Origin of the sequence: Asinibacterium sp. OR53, assembly GCF_000515315.1 — a bacterium.
Classification (GTDB): Bacteria; Bacteroidota; Bacteroidia; order Chitinophagales; family Chitinophagaceae; genus Sediminibacterium.
Genome location: NZ_KI911562.1, coordinates 1,964,106 through 1,977,943, shown reverse-complemented (window position 1 = coordinate 1,977,943; position 13,838 = coordinate 1,964,106). Strand labels below are relative to the sequence as shown.

General features: G+C 46.9%; 11 protein-coding genes. 4 read left to right on the top strand and 7 right to left on the bottom strand.

Annotated elements, in window-relative coordinates:
- Window positions 1-26 precede the first annotated feature (26 nt).
- From rsmI to SEDOR53_RS0108775, 4 genes are read right to left on the bottom strand one after another with little or no spacing between them, the layout of a single operon-like run.
- Entirely contained in the window at window positions 27-695 is a 669-nt protein-coding gene (rsmI, locus tag SEDOR53_RS0108790) for a 16S rRNA (cytidine(1402)-2'-O)-methyltransferase (protein WP_026769398.1), read from the bottom strand.
- Between the two features lie 8 nt (window positions 696-703).
- Window positions 704-952 (bottom strand): phosphoribosylformylglycinamidine synthase subunit PurS, encoded by a 249-nt coding sequence (gene purS, locus SEDOR53_RS0108785; RefSeq protein WP_026769397.1) that lies wholly within the window; start codon window positions 950-952, stop codon window positions 704-706.
- The gene (locus tag SEDOR53_RS0108780; protein WP_026769396.1) at window positions 949-1,713 is read right to left on the bottom strand and encodes a phosphatidylcholine/phosphatidylserine synthase; all 765 of its coding nucleotides are present in this window, start codon (window positions 1,711-1,713) and stop codon (window positions 949-951) included. The genes purS and SEDOR53_RS0108780 overlap by 4 nt, the downstream gene beginning before the upstream one ends.
- Complete coding sequence (locus SEDOR53_RS0108775; RefSeq protein ID WP_026769395.1) at window positions 1,710-2,999, bottom strand: aminopeptidase P family protein; 1,290 nt, start codon at window positions 2,997-2,999, stop codon at window positions 1,710-1,712. The genes SEDOR53_RS0108780 and SEDOR53_RS0108775 overlap by 4 nt, the downstream gene beginning before the upstream one ends.
- A 148-nt stretch (window positions 3,000-3,147) precedes the next feature.
- On the opposite strand from SEDOR53_RS0108775, the gene SEDOR53_RS0108770 reads away from it, so the two are divergent.
- Together SEDOR53_RS0108770 and SEDOR53_RS0108765 are read left to right on the top strand one after the other, a co-directional pair.
- A complete protein-coding gene (locus tag SEDOR53_RS0108770) occupies window positions 3,148-3,933 on the top strand; it encodes a hypothetical protein (protein ID WP_026769394.1) in 786 nt (261 codons plus the stop codon).
- A 65-nt stretch (window positions 3,934-3,998) separates the two neighbouring features.
- Window positions 3,999-4,955 carry a Fic family protein gene (locus tag SEDOR53_RS0108765; protein ID WP_026769393.1) on the top strand — a complete coding sequence of 319 codons (957 nt, stop codon included), beginning with the start codon at window positions 3,999-4,001 and terminating at the stop codon, window positions 4,953-4,955.
- 41 nt (window positions 4,956-4,996) lie between these two features.
- Here the strand turns inward: SEDOR53_RS0108765 and SEDOR53_RS0108760 are convergent, their stop codons facing one another.
- The 3 genes from SEDOR53_RS0108760 to recG all read right to left on the bottom strand — a co-directional run bounded on the left by SEDOR53_RS0108760 (window position 4,997) and on the right by recG (window position 11,949).
- On the bottom strand, window positions 4,997-6,019 hold the full coding sequence (locus SEDOR53_RS0108760) for a PorP/SprF family type IX secretion system membrane protein (protein WP_026769392.1): 1,023 nt from the start codon (window positions 6,017-6,019) through the stop codon (window positions 4,997-4,999).
- Between the two features lie 8 nt (window positions 6,020-6,027).
- Window positions 6,028-9,777 (bottom strand): T9SS C-terminal target domain-containing protein, encoded by a 3,750-nt coding sequence (locus tag SEDOR53_RS0108755; protein WP_037360873.1) that lies wholly within the window; start codon window positions 9,775-9,777, stop codon window positions 6,028-6,030.
- Between the two features lie 78 nt (window positions 9,778-9,855).
- Window positions 9,856-11,949, bottom strand: a complete 2,094-nt coding sequence (recG, locus tag SEDOR53_RS0108750; protein WP_026769390.1) for an ATP-dependent DNA helicase RecG — start codon at window positions 11,947-11,949, stop codon at window positions 9,856-9,858.
- 131 nt (window positions 11,950-12,080) lie between these two features.
- Here recG and trpS point away from each other — a divergent pair, with 131 nt between their 5' ends.
- On the top strand, window positions 12,081-13,094 hold the full coding sequence (gene trpS / locus SEDOR53_RS0108745) for a tryptophan--tRNA ligase (protein WP_026769389.1): 1,014 nt from the start codon (window positions 12,081-12,083) through the stop codon (window positions 13,092-13,094).
- A 32-nt stretch (window positions 13,095-13,126) separates the two neighbouring features.
- Window positions 13,127-13,762: a deoxynucleoside kinase gene (locus tag SEDOR53_RS0108740; RefSeq protein WP_026769388.1), complete on the top strand. Its 636-nt coding sequence runs from the start codon at window positions 13,127-13,129 to the stop codon at window positions 13,760-13,762.
- Window positions 13,763-13,838 lie beyond the last annotated feature (76 nt).

The window sequence follows — 13,838 nt, the reverse complement described above, 5'->3', positions numbered from 1 at the left end:
CTTTTGGGAGGGTAAATGTAGGCCTTCTAAGCTTCCGTACCAGCAAGTACGATCACAATCTCGCCTTTGACGGCCTTGGATTTAAAATGTTCACAAAGTTCCTGCAAGGTTCCCCTGGCATTTTCTTCGAAGAGCTTGGTGAGTTCGCGGCTTACACTGCAGCGCCTGTCCGGACCGAAATAAGTAATAAATTCTTCCAATGTTTTCACCAGCCGCATGGGGCTTTCATAAAAGACCATGGTCCTTTCTTCCTGCACCAATTGTTTCAGCAAAGTTTGCCGGCCTTTTTTCAACGGAAGAAATCCTTCAAATACAAAACGATTGGTGGGAATGCCGCTGTTGACCAATGCCGGCACAAAAGCAGTAGCACCCGGAAGACATTCCACTCGAATGCCTTCTTTTATGCATTGCCGCACCAGCAAAAAGGCAGGGTCTGATATACCTGGTGTACCCGCATCGGTGATCAATGCAAAAGTTTTCCCGGCTCGCATCTGTTCAGTGAGGTGTTCAACTATCTTGTGCTCGTTGTGCTGGTGATAAGGCGATAAAGGTTTCTGAACCTGGTAGTGTTGCAGCAGTTTCGAAGAAGTGCGCGTATCCTCGCAGAGGATCACATCTGCCTGTTTCAGCACTTCGAGTGCACGCAGTGTGATGTCCTTTAAGTTACCTAAAGGTGTGGGAACGAGATACAGCATTCAGCAATTTAATTCACGAACTCTATTTCATAAAACTCCATCACCGGGTTGGCGAGCAGTTTTTTGCTGGCTTCATCGGCAATTTGTTTGGCAGCGGCTTCATTTTCTGCATCGATCTGTAAAGTAATATGTTTGCCTACCCTTACATCGGCCACATTTCCAAGGCCCAGGTTCTGTAAACCACCGAGTACGGCTTTACCCTGGGGATCCAATAAATCTTTCAAAGGCATTACTTTGATCTGCACGTTATAAGTCATGATTCCTGTAGTTTGAGCGACAAAGATAAAATTACATACGCAATAAACGTCACCGGAACTGTCAACCAGCCAATCAGCAACGCTCCTGCCACGGCAATGCCGGCCAGTAGGATGAAGGGCCATAGCTTTTTAAAGCTCAGCGCTTTGAATTTCAATGCCATCATGGGCAGGGTAGATACCATAAGATAGCTGAGGACTACTACAAGCAGGTACCAGAACCATTTATTCAATAATAGTTTCACCACCCAAAGCTGACTGGTATTCCAATAGATCAGCGGGAAAGATGCCACCAGCAAGCCTGCGGCAGGAATAGGCACTCCCGCAAAACCATTGCGCTGCGTAGTATCGATGTTGAAACGGGCCAGCCGGTAAGCCCCGGCGCAAGGCAGTAAGAGAGCAGGTAATAGCCAAAGGGCATTGATGTCTAATCCGTTTTCCTGCTGTGCAAAACACAGGCGGAGGAACTGGTAAGCGATCAGCCCGGGCGCTACACCAAAGCTCACCACATCGGCCAGCGAATCCAGTTGCTTGCCTATGTCGGACGACACTTTGAGCAACCTGGCAGTGAACCCGTCGAAAAAATCGATCAGGGCGGCCAGGCCAATGAACAGGCTGGCCATATAAATACGCTCGGGAATCATTACCAGGTCTTCCCCATCGGGTTGGGGCGCTAAAGTAAGCCCTGTTTGCATGATACATACAATGGCCAGGCAGCCAAACAAAAGATTGAGTAAAGTAAAAAGGTTTGGTATCTGTTTCATTTTTTCATCAATGCTTCTATGTCTTCCGCCGTGATCGGAATATTTTTCATGAGGTCTGTATTGCCCGTCTTCGTGAGCCATACATTGTTTTCGATACGAACGCCCATCTGCTCCTCTTCAATATAAATGCCAGGCTCAATGGTGAGCAACATGCCCGCTTTAAGCGGAGCCGTGCGGGTGCCGAGGTCATGCACGTCGATACCCAGGTGGTGTGAAATGCCGTGGTAGAGGTATTTGCGGTAAGCACGGTTCTCGGGATCTTCATTTTTGAGATCGCTTTTATGCAACAAACCGATCTTCAAAAATTCCTCTGTGGCTTTCTCCCCTACTTTATCGGTGTAATCTACCACGGAGATGCCCGGCTTTAAAATGGTCTTGCAATAATTGTGTATGTTCAAACAGGCGTTGTACACTGTTTTCTGCCGCTTGGTGAATTTACCGTTCACCGGAATCGTGCGCGTGAGATCGGCACAATAGCCGCCATATTCTGCACCAAAATCCATCAGTATCAATTCCCCGTCTTTGCATTCCTGGTCGTTGCTCACATAATGCAGCGTGCGGGCCCGGTCGCCACTGGCGATGATGCTGCTGTAAGCGGGACCGGTCGCGCGGTTGCTCAGGAAACTATGCCATATCTCCGCTTCGATCTCGTATTCCATCACACCCGGACGAATGAATTTGAGTAAGCGGCGGAAAGTGGTATCGGTGATATCGATGGCTTTTTGTAATACTTCTACTTCTTCTTTTGTTTTAACAGCGCGCAGCTCTTTCATGATTTTTGCTGCGCGATGGAATTGGTGCAAAGGATAACGTGATTTCATTTCATCGATGAAACGGTAATCGCGGCTCCTGATGAGGGATGCTTTGCGGTCGTTCTCGTTGCTGTCGAGATAAATATGATCGGCCAGGTGTACCCATGTTTGCAATAACGCATCCAGGCTGTCTACCCACAATACAGTAGCAATGCCCGAAACAGCAGTGGCTTCTGCGGCGCGTAAGCGCTTGCCATCCCATTTTTCCTTGAGCTCGTTCGGACGAACCAGCACCAACACTTCACGGTATTTGGGATCGGGATTATCGGGATACAGGATCACCATGGAATCTTCCTGCTCGATACCCGAAAGCCAGAAAAGGTCGCTGTTCTGCTTGAAACGGTGCAGGGCGTCTCCATTGGAGGGCCATTCGTCGTTACTTACAAAAATGGCGATGCTGTTAGGTAATAACTGTTTGGTAAATCTTTCCCGGTTATGGATGAAAATAGCCGGTTTCAGTGGCAGGTATTTCATAAGTAAGTATTGAGCGTGTGCAAGATAGATATTAAATCAAAAAATTCAATTGTTAAAAAATCTCTAATATGATAAGTGGTAGTCAACAATACGAATATCATCGTACATTTACTACGAAATAATTCGTCTATCAAATAAACATCATTGTATGAAACAATCAAAACCTATTCATTGGCCATTATTAGCCGGCTTAGCGCTGGGTGTAGTGATGCTTAGTTCCTGGACATTGCCCGAACTGGTAATGCCGGCCTATTTTTATGAAGTTTCCTCATCGGGCGACACTTCCCTGCCGCGGAAAAAAATTCATTCCAACAACCGTGATTACAACCAGGCCGATCTCGACAAGGCCATGACTGAATTGGATAAAGCCATGGTTGACCTGGACAAGAACCTCAAGATCGATTTTTCCAAAATGCAGAAAGAGCTTAAAGAAGCGATGGACCAGGTAAATAAGATCGATTATGAAAAGATCAGCAAAGAGGTTCAGGCATCGATAAAAAATATCAACTTACAGCAAACCAAGGCAGAAGTAGACAAGGCCATGCACGAAGCACAGGTACGTTTGAAGGAAGTGGATATGAAAAAGATCCAGCAGGAACTGAATAAAGTACAGGAAGACCTCAAGTCGCAGAAACTAGCGGTGCATATCGATGCAGACAAAATTAGCCGTGAAGTGAGTGAGGGTCTTTCCAAAGCCAAGTTCGGCATAGAGAAAGCCAAAAAAGAACTGGCAGAACTGAAAGCTTTTACCAATCAACTGGAGAAAGACGGTCTCATCGATAAAAAGAAAGGCTACAAAATAGAGATCAGGAACAAAAAGCTCATCATCAACGGTAAGGAACAACCCAAAGAAGTGAACGAAAAGTATCAGAAATACCTCGACAAAGAAGATTTCAGCATCAGCAGTGATGCAGAAGGCACCGCATCGGTATAAATCGGTATAAAAAGGTATAGGGAGTTTTTGTACCTTTGATAGTATCATATGATACTATCATTTTTATGAAACCTCCCTATTCTATTACCCCTGTCATTTTAAAACTGCTGTCAATTGTTTCAGAAAAAATCGGGGAGATCAATGCTAGCCATTTACAAAGGCCAAAAGCTGAACTGAGAAAAGATAATCGTATTAAAACCATCCAGTCCTCACTGGAAATAGAAGGCAACACATTGAGTGTTGAACAGGTCACGGCTATTTTAGAGAACAAAAGGGTGCTGGCTCCTCAAAAAGATATACTAGAAGTAAAGAATGCTATAGCAGTATACGACAGTATTGTAACTTTCAAACCATACAGCCTCACTTCATTTCTTTCAGCTCACCGGCTTTTAATGACAGGGCTAGTCCCTTCTCCTGGCAAACTTCGCAGTGGCAATGTGGGCATTGTAAAGGGGGATAAACTAGCACACCTGGCACCGCAAGGCACGATGGCAAAACCTCTAATGAATGATCTGTTCGCCTATGTCAAAAGAGATGATGACCCACTCCTAATCAAAAGCTGCGTCTTTCATTATGAGTTAGAGTTTATTCACCCATTTGCAGATGGGAATGGGCGCATGGGTCGGTTATGGCAAACCGTTCTACTGATGCAACAGTACCCGGTATTTGAATACTTGCCTGTAGAATCGATCATCAAAAAAAAGCAGGCTGAATATTACAAATCATTAGGACAATCTGATAAAGAAGGGCATTGTACCCGGTTCATTGAATTTATGCTGCTCGTAATCAGTGAAGCGCTGGAAGCATTATTGGTTTTACAACCTGTTTCTTTACAGGGCAATGACCGTATAGCCATATTCAAAACCCAAATTGGTCAACATCTCTTCACAAGGCAGGATTATATGCGGGCCTTTAAAGAAATCTCCTCTGCTACCGCCAGCCGCGATCTGTCAGATGCTGTTATCAATAAAATCCTGGTACGATCTGGTGATAAAAGAACCACCGTTTATCAATTTCAATAAGGGCTGTTGCAAACTTATCATTCCAAACCTTAACAGGAATATTAAAAACGCACAGTCGGGCATTTCACCGACCTTCCGGCAGAGGAGTTGAATACACCACTTTTAATAAGTGATATTTCATACGCTCCTCTGCCCCCGTTGAGATTACGGAGAGAGGAAATCGTAGCGTCGTAACTGGCAATGACCTTGAGGTCATTCACTTCATAACCCAGCATGGGAATGATGGCGTCGTTGTTGCGGTAATAGAGTCCGAATACCATTTGTTTTTCTCCATCGCCACTAAGGTTCCTGTTGGCATTGAAGCCCAGCACCGCTTCCCAGGCCGATCCCATCTTGCTCACATACACATTCGGATTCACGATCCACAGGTCCTGCAATTTGATGCTGGCATTCACGAACCCGGTATAACGCCTTGAAAGCGTAGCATTGGAAACAGTAGGATCGAAAAAACTTTCTCTTGGTGTGTTGATGTGCATGATGCTTACCCCGGCGTTGAAATAAAAATTATCAGACGCGAAATAAGCATAGTTGAGTCCCATTTGCAGATCGAGGTATGACACACTGGTATTCGTAAATGGTTCATTGGAAGGAATCGTGACGTCGAAAAATTTTCCGTTCCACTGGTCATCGAAAGTGAGCTTGTTCACATCCACCCGTTTGTTCACATACGCCAATCCAAAACCTCCACTCAGCAAACTGTTATAACCCAGCATCTGGTGGTATGCAATGGTAGCAGTAGCATGTGTAGCGCTCAGGTTACCACTGCCTGCTACGTCTTTCATCAACGATCCGCCGATACCCATCCAGCCGCTTTCGAACCGGTCGCGGAATACTTTCACATCGCCCCAGGCGCTCATGGTCTTATAAGGATTGCCTACCGATGCCCACTGGTTGCGGTAATTGACCCCCACGCGATAATCATAATCCGGGTTGAAGCCCGTATTGGCCGGATTGATCAGCAAAGGCGTATTGAAATACTGTGAAAAATGCAGACTCTGTGCCCTGGCCATCGAGCCGGTCAGCAGCGCCACACAGCATCCCGTTATTTTAATCAATTTCCGCATGTCTCCTTTTATCTGAGTAAAGTAATATCTCCTTTCTTGCTGGTTTTGGTTCCATCGGCAAATTCAACCAGCAAGGTGTAATGATATACCTCCTGTGGTTGCAGCACGCCTTTATAAGTACCATCCCAACCTTCATCCTTATCTGTTCCCACATATACCAGTACACCCCATCGATTGTAAATACGCCATACCATTTTAGCAATACCAAAACCCCTTACATAGATCCGGTCGTTGACGCCATCACCATTAGGCGTGAAAGCATTGGGTACATCCATTCCCGGTATAATGGTAATGGAAATAAGCTGACAGGTAGTATCGGAACATCCTGCATCGTTGTATGCAACAAGACAGGTATTGAACTTGCCGGAATAATTATACAGGTGCGATACAGTGGTATCTTTTCGCCGCGTAGCCAGTGTATCTCCATCGTCGAATATCCATTTATACCGGGTAGCTGCCAGCGAACTGTTGGTAAACACAACAGGTGTATTAGGTAAAGTGGGCTCCGGCGAATAGCTGAATCCTGCCTGTGGTTTGGGATTCACGGTAATGGTGAAGGAAGCGGAGTCTTCCATATTACAGGTATTGCTGTCCACTGCTGTCAGCTTCACGATATAACTGCCTACATTATTGTACAAGTGGATGGGATTGGTTTGCGTTGATGTGGTACCATCGCCAAAATCCCAACTGAATTTTTGTCCGCCCAGTGATGTATTATCAAACACAGCAGTATAAGGCGCACAACCTGCTGCCGGTGTGGTAAACTGTGCCTTCAGGTTATCGGCGATCCTGATCTGCACGGATATTGTATCATCGTAATTGCAATAAGTGGTATCAACCAATACCAGTTTGATGGTATAGGTACCGGGTGCTTTATAACTGTGTACCACTTTACCTGTACCTGCATATTGCGTGGTACTGTCTCCGAATATCCACAGGAAACTCTGGTCCTGCAATGGTTTGCCGGGAGGTGCTATGGACGTGTTGTTGAATTCATATTGCAGTGAAGTACAAGGCGGCAGCTTGCGGTTGGTGAAAGACATTTTCACTTCATCGCTCCGTACCCGCATGGTCACAAAAGAACTGTCGGCCAGGTTACAGGAAGAAGAATCAACAGCAGTAAGCTTCACCCGGTAATTACCTACAAGATTGAATGTATGTGAAATGTTGGGAGCACCCGTTGTCACCGGCGGGGTGCCGTCGCCAAAATCCCATATATAGTTTTTACCCATAGCCAGTGTATCGCGAAAATCTGCGGTGAGCGGCACACAGCCTGTCGTATCCCTGATCCTGCCGTTGACAGAAGCCTGTATGCCGGCTTCTACGCCGGCAAGATTGAAAGCAATTTTCACCATGGCCAGGTTACAGCCCGATGGCGCGGCACCATTGTTAGGAGCCCATACACCGCTGGTAGTGGGGAAACGTGCACCGCCGCCGCAGTTGGCGCAGATGGCCTGGTAAATGATCCCGTTGCGGTCGAAGCGACTGGTACCTCCATCCACATGTTCACCGGTGGCACCTCCTTGTTGTCCGAAGAAGCTGCCGAAGAGCTGCGATTTGGCATCACGTTCCAGTACAAAGAAATAAAAGTCCGCACCATCGGTGATGGTTTGTCCGCCTCCTACAACAGGCAACCCTACTGTGGTGGCATTGGGAAAACTATTGTTATGCGAATCGATACCTCCGCCCCATCCCGACATATACACATTTTCACAGCGGTCTACCAGGAAAGCCACAGGCGAGATATTGGGATAAGTAGTATTGGTGCCGAATACCGTTGAATATACAAAGTCTGATAAATCGGGCATCAGCTTGCTGATGTATTGCTTGCCGTTGGTTTGCATGAAAAAGCTGCCGGCATTCGCAGGCTTCTTGATGGGCCAGGAACCGGTGGTAGTGCCCATGACATAAGGAAAACCGAATTTATCGAACTGGATGCCATAGAGCATGTCATTGCCCGATGTACCGATATAAGTACTCTTTACAAACGTACCGTCATTATGGAACCTTGCCACAAAGCCATCGCAGATACCCTGGTTGAAACTGCTTGAAATGGTACCGGTTTTATCGCCCGGAAAATCGTTACTGGCGGTAGTGCCACCCACATATAGATCGCCGGTAAGCGGACTGATGGCCAGTACAAATGCCGCATCGTCGTTACTGCCCCCGATCCTGGTGGAGAAAATAACGCCGGAAAGATCGGATTTGAGTTTGAGCACCACACCATCCTGGTGATTTCCGAGACTGCCTCCTGAAGCAGATTGAAAAGCGCCTGGTGTGGTAGGAAAACTATCTGACTGTGTACAGGAAGCTACATAAATACTTCCGGCGGCATCAATGATCACTTCACTGCGCGCATCATCTCCATAATTCCGGTTGATGGATTGCGCACCGGGTGTGCCGGAATATTTGGGTTTGATATTCACGCCATCGTCCTGCAGGCCGCCTATTTTAACCGATGCCACCAAGCCTGTTCCATTCTGGTTGAGTTTGGTTACAACAATATCCCATCCTCCTCCGGGACCATAAGTTTTTAACGCACCCTTTACCGGGTAGTCGCTTGAATTGGAGCGCCCTGCCACCACCAGATTACCGGCGGGATCTACAAAAAGACTGTGTGGCTGTTCGTTGCCTGCAGCGCCTCCCAGGTAAGTAGCATATATGCGGTTAGTACCAAGAGGGTCTAATTTGATGATACCGATGTCAAAGCCGCCTCCTTCGCCGGTATTCACTCCTCCCTGGAATGTGGTTTGGAAAGCGCCATTGCTGGTGGGGAATTTTCCATTGCCACTGAAAACAATACCTCCTCCATAAAAATTTCCCTGTCCGTCGTATGTAGCGGTATAACCCCAGTTACTCGCCGTACTTCCCGAGAAGGAAGAAAAAACGAATGAAGGATCTATCACCAGGGTAGCAGTTTTAGAATAGGCGCCGTTGATGCGGAAGCGTACGATGTTTCCTTTCACTTCATAGCTGCAGGGCACTTCCGTACGCTCATTGTTCAGTAACTGATAACTATAGGGAGGAAATTCCTGCACTTCTTCCACAGCGGTTTTCACCATCAACTTACCGTCTTTCACGCGCAAACCGTTGGCGCCTTCATAATACATGGCTACATTGGATACATCGCCGCCAGGATGCACAATGAGGTCGTATTTCAATACACCACTGGCCGTATAATAACGGATATCTATGTTCGGATAAATATTTTTATAAGTGATGGCCTGGTAGGAAGCACATCCCGAGGCCCATTGAGTAGAATCTTTGCCCACTAAATAATTGATATTGCCTGGCAGGGGTTTTTCAGGAATGATCTGTGCATGTTCATTCGCATTGAGGAACCGCACTTGATAAGCATGCGAGTGTAGTATAAGTGGCTGATCGTTGTCACGATCCGGTCCTGCCCCACCTATATTTACCGGATGTTCTGTAGCAGCATTGGTTTGAGTCTGGACAGGTTGATCGGCATGTTCACGACCTGAGCCACCGCCCGAGCCACCAGGAGTACTACCAGATGAATGACTGGGACCATGCCCGTGTATTTTTTCGGTGAGACTCTCCAGATCGGCCCCCTTATGCAGCAGCACCCTGTAACCGGTGGCCTGCAAGGCGAAAGCACCTGTGCTCATCTCACCCTTATATTTAATGGAAGGCTCCCACTGCCCCTTATTTTCAACAAATTCAAGATAACCCTGTGCCGAGCCATATACACTGATCAGCATCAATACCAATATCCTTGCTATTGTTCTTCCCGACATCAACCTTATTTTATTTATAAGTTACGACATATATACGTGATTCAGATGCTTTGCACTAGGTTTATTATGAGCGGTCCTTCAGGATATCTTGCCCCAACCGTTCTTCTGAGGCTGGGATTGCAGATAGGCTTTGAGTATCAAATTCTTTGCCATCTTTAGCTCATTATCTTCTTCACATAATTTTTCCGCCTCTTTCCTCGCTTTTTCCAGCAATTCCTTGTCATTTACAATACTAGCCACCTTGAAATTCAACGCCCCGCTCTGCCTGGTGCCTTCTATATCGCCCGGTCCGCGCAACTCCAGGTCCTTCTCTGCGATCTTGAACCCGTCATTGGTGGCGCACATAATCTTGATACGTTCCCGGGCTTCTTTGCTGGCCCGGGACCCTGTTAATAAAATGCAAAAACTTTTCTCGCTGCCTCGTCCCACCCTTCCCCGCAGCTGGTGCAGTTGGGAAAGTCCGAATTTTTCGGCGCTCTCTATCACCATCACAGTGGCATTGGGCACGTTCACCCCTACTTCTATCACAGTAGTACTCACCATGATCTGTGTGTCGCCACTCACAAAACGTTGCATATTGGTATCTTTTTGCTCCTGCGGTTGCCGGCCATGCACCATACTGATCCGGTAAGCCGGCTCAGGGAAAAAACTTTTTACCTGTTCGTACCCCTGCATGAGGTCTTCATAACTCAACTTTTCACTTTCTTCTATCAGCGGGTAAATAAAATAAGCCTGCCTGCCTTTGGTGATCTCTGTTTTTACAAAATCCATCACATTGGCCCTGGCCATCTCCTGCCGGTGTACGGTTGTAACCGGCTGCCTGCCTGGCGGCAACTCATCCATCACACTGTAATCGAGATCGCCATAAGCCGTCATTGCCAGGGTCCTGGGTATGGGCGTGGCGGTCATCACCAGCACATGCGGAGGGACCGCTGCCTTCTCCCATAATTTTGCCCGCTGCGCAACACCGAAACGATGCTGTTCGTCAACGATAACGAGTCCCAGGTTTTTAAACTGCACGGTGTCTTCAATCACCGCATGTGTGCCTACTACAAAATGGATGGTATCTTCCTGCAGGCCCTTTAATATTTTTTTACGTTCGGCCGCTTTGGTGCTGCCGGTAAGCAATGCTATTTCAACAGGCATTTCTTTGAGCAATTCACTAAGCCCCGTATAATGTTGCTGCGCCAAAATCTCCGTGGGCGCCATCATACAACTCTGGTAGCTATTATCGGCTGCCAGCAGCATACTCAACAAAGCCACCATGGTTTTTCCACTGCCCACATCTCCCTGCAACAACCTGTTCATCTGATGTCCGCGCGCCGTATCGGTGCGTATCTCCCGCAGCACTCTTTTTTGTGCACCCGTTAATTCAAATGGTAAATATTGATTGTAAAATGTATTGAAATAATCGCCTACTTTTTCAAACACCACCCCTTTACTGGCCCTGTGCCGTTGCATACGCACCAGGTTCAACCGCACCTGCACCATAAACAACTCTTCGAATTTGAGTCGATGCAAAGCCTGCTGGTATTGCGCAGGATCGGCGGGAAAATGAATGGCGCGGATGGCTTCGTAACGCGGCATCAGTTTGAGCGATGTGCTGATGGCATCGGGAATATTTTCGGGCAGGTCTTCCGGCCTGATCTGCGTCAGCAACTGGTAGGTTAGCTTGCCCAATTGCCTGCCGTTGAGTCCGCGTGCTTTTAATTTTTCTGTAGCAGGATATACCGGTTCGAGAAATGCTTTGCCCTTCGCCTGTGCAGGTACATAAGGCTCTATTTCCGGGTGCACGATCTGCGGTCTTCCGTTGAAAAAACCGGTGCGACCGAACACCAGGTATGACATGCCCGGCGTAAGGCTTTTCTGCACCCAGTTGATACCCTGGAACCAGGCCAGTTCCAGCACACCTGTATCATCTTTCAATTGCGCTACCAGTCTTTTAGCCCTTCGTTCGCCTATTATTTCTGTATGCACCAGTTTACCAGCTACCTGTATGAATTCTGTGTGAAGATTGATCTCACCGATCTTGCTCAGCTTCGTCTTATCGATATGCCGGTGCGGATAATGTTCCAGCAGGTCGCCGAAGGTATAAATGTTGAGTTCTTTCTTCAGCATATCGGCACGCAAAGGGCCTACGCCTTTGAGGAATTCGATGGGGGTGGATAGTATGGAGTTGGTAGTTGTCAGTTGTTAGTTGTTAGAAGACTAAGGACAAATATCCGTACAAAATATATAATCTGACAACTAACAACTAACAACTTACAACTGACCTAACAACTGATTACTTATCTTCGCAGCTTATGACAAAAGAGGTAGTAGTAAGCGGCATCAGGCCGACCGGTTTTTTACACCTGGGAAATTATTTCGGTGCCATGCGCAATTATGTTCGCATGCAGCACGAGTATAACTGCTATTTTTTTGTGGCCAACTGGCATAGCCTTACTACCCACCCCGATACTTCTGAATTGAAAGCAAGCGTTCACCGGGTGATCGCTGAAAACATCGCGTGCGGACTCGATCCTGAAAAAGTATCGCTTTACATCCAAAGCGACATCCATGAAATAGCCGAGCTCTATCTTTATCTCAACATGCTTGCATACAAAGGCGAGCTGGAGAAAACGCCTACTTTCAAAGACAAAGTACGTTTGCAGCCCGATAACGTCAATGCAGGATTGCTCACTTACCCGGTATTGATGGCCGCAGATATTTTAATCCACCGTGCGGTAAAAGTGCCGGTGGGTAAAGACCAGGAGCAGCACCTGGAGATAGCACGCAATTTTGCCGAACGGTTCAACCACCGTTATGGAGAAGTATTGCCGGCGCCTTATGCTTTTAATTATGGCGGCGAGCTGGTGAAGATCATGAGTCTCGATGGCAATGGTAAAATGAGCAAAAGCGAAAACCAGATGAATACGCTTTACCTGGCAGATGATGGAGACCTGATCCGTAAAAAGATCATGAAAGCCAAAACAGACCAGGGACCTTCCGAACCCAATTCGACGAAGCCCGATTATATAGAGAACCTCTTTACGTTGATGCGTTTGGTAAGTACACCCGATACCGTACAGAAATTTGAAGATGATTACAATGCCAGCAGTTCAGGCCATACCGTTATCCGTTATGGCGACATGAAAAAGCAGTTGGCAGAAGACATGGCGGCATTCATTGCACCTATCCGTGAAAAAGCAGCTGATATCCAAAACAACCAGGAACTTCTGTCGCGGATCATCCGCCAGGGAGCAGAAAAAGCAAGGCACAGCGCTGCTGAAACATTGAAACTCGTAAGGCAGGCCATAGGCATGAATTACGCCTGATGGTAATATAAAATCTTCGTACATTCACTCCTATGGCCAAACTAAAAAAACCCAAGCATGTTGCTGTAGCCGGCAATATCGGCGCCGGTAAAACTACTTTAACTGAAATGCTGAGCAAGCATTACCGTTGGATTCCCCAGTTTGAAGATGTGGACCACAATCCTTACCTGATGGATTTTTACGAGGACATGCCGCGTTGGAGTTTCAACCTGCAGATATTTTTCCTGAACAGTCGCCTCAACCAATTACTCGATATACACCATGGTACCGAAACCGTGATACAGGACCGTACCATCTATGAAGACGCCAATATATTCGCTCCCAACCTGCATGAAATGGGTTTGATGAGCAAACGCGATTTCGATAACTATTTCTTATTCTTCCAGACTTTGAAAACAATGGTGCAGCCACCCGACCTGCTCATCTACCTCAAAGCTTCCGTACCCACACTGGTTGCGCAAATACAAAAAAGAGGCCGCGAATACGAAGAGAACATTCGCCTCGACTACCTGAAAAGACTCAATGAATATTACAACAAGTGGATTGAAAGTTATAAAGAAGGTCCCCTGCTGGTGATCGACTGCGACAAAAACAAGTTTGCGGAAAATGAAGAACATTTCGGAGAGATCATTGGTAAGGTAGATGGCATGTTGTTTGGACTTTTCTAAAATAAAACTCCACCGGGTGGTGGAGTTTCGCGTAACAAACAAAGCAATCGAAGAGACCGAGTTCTTGTCCCGCTGC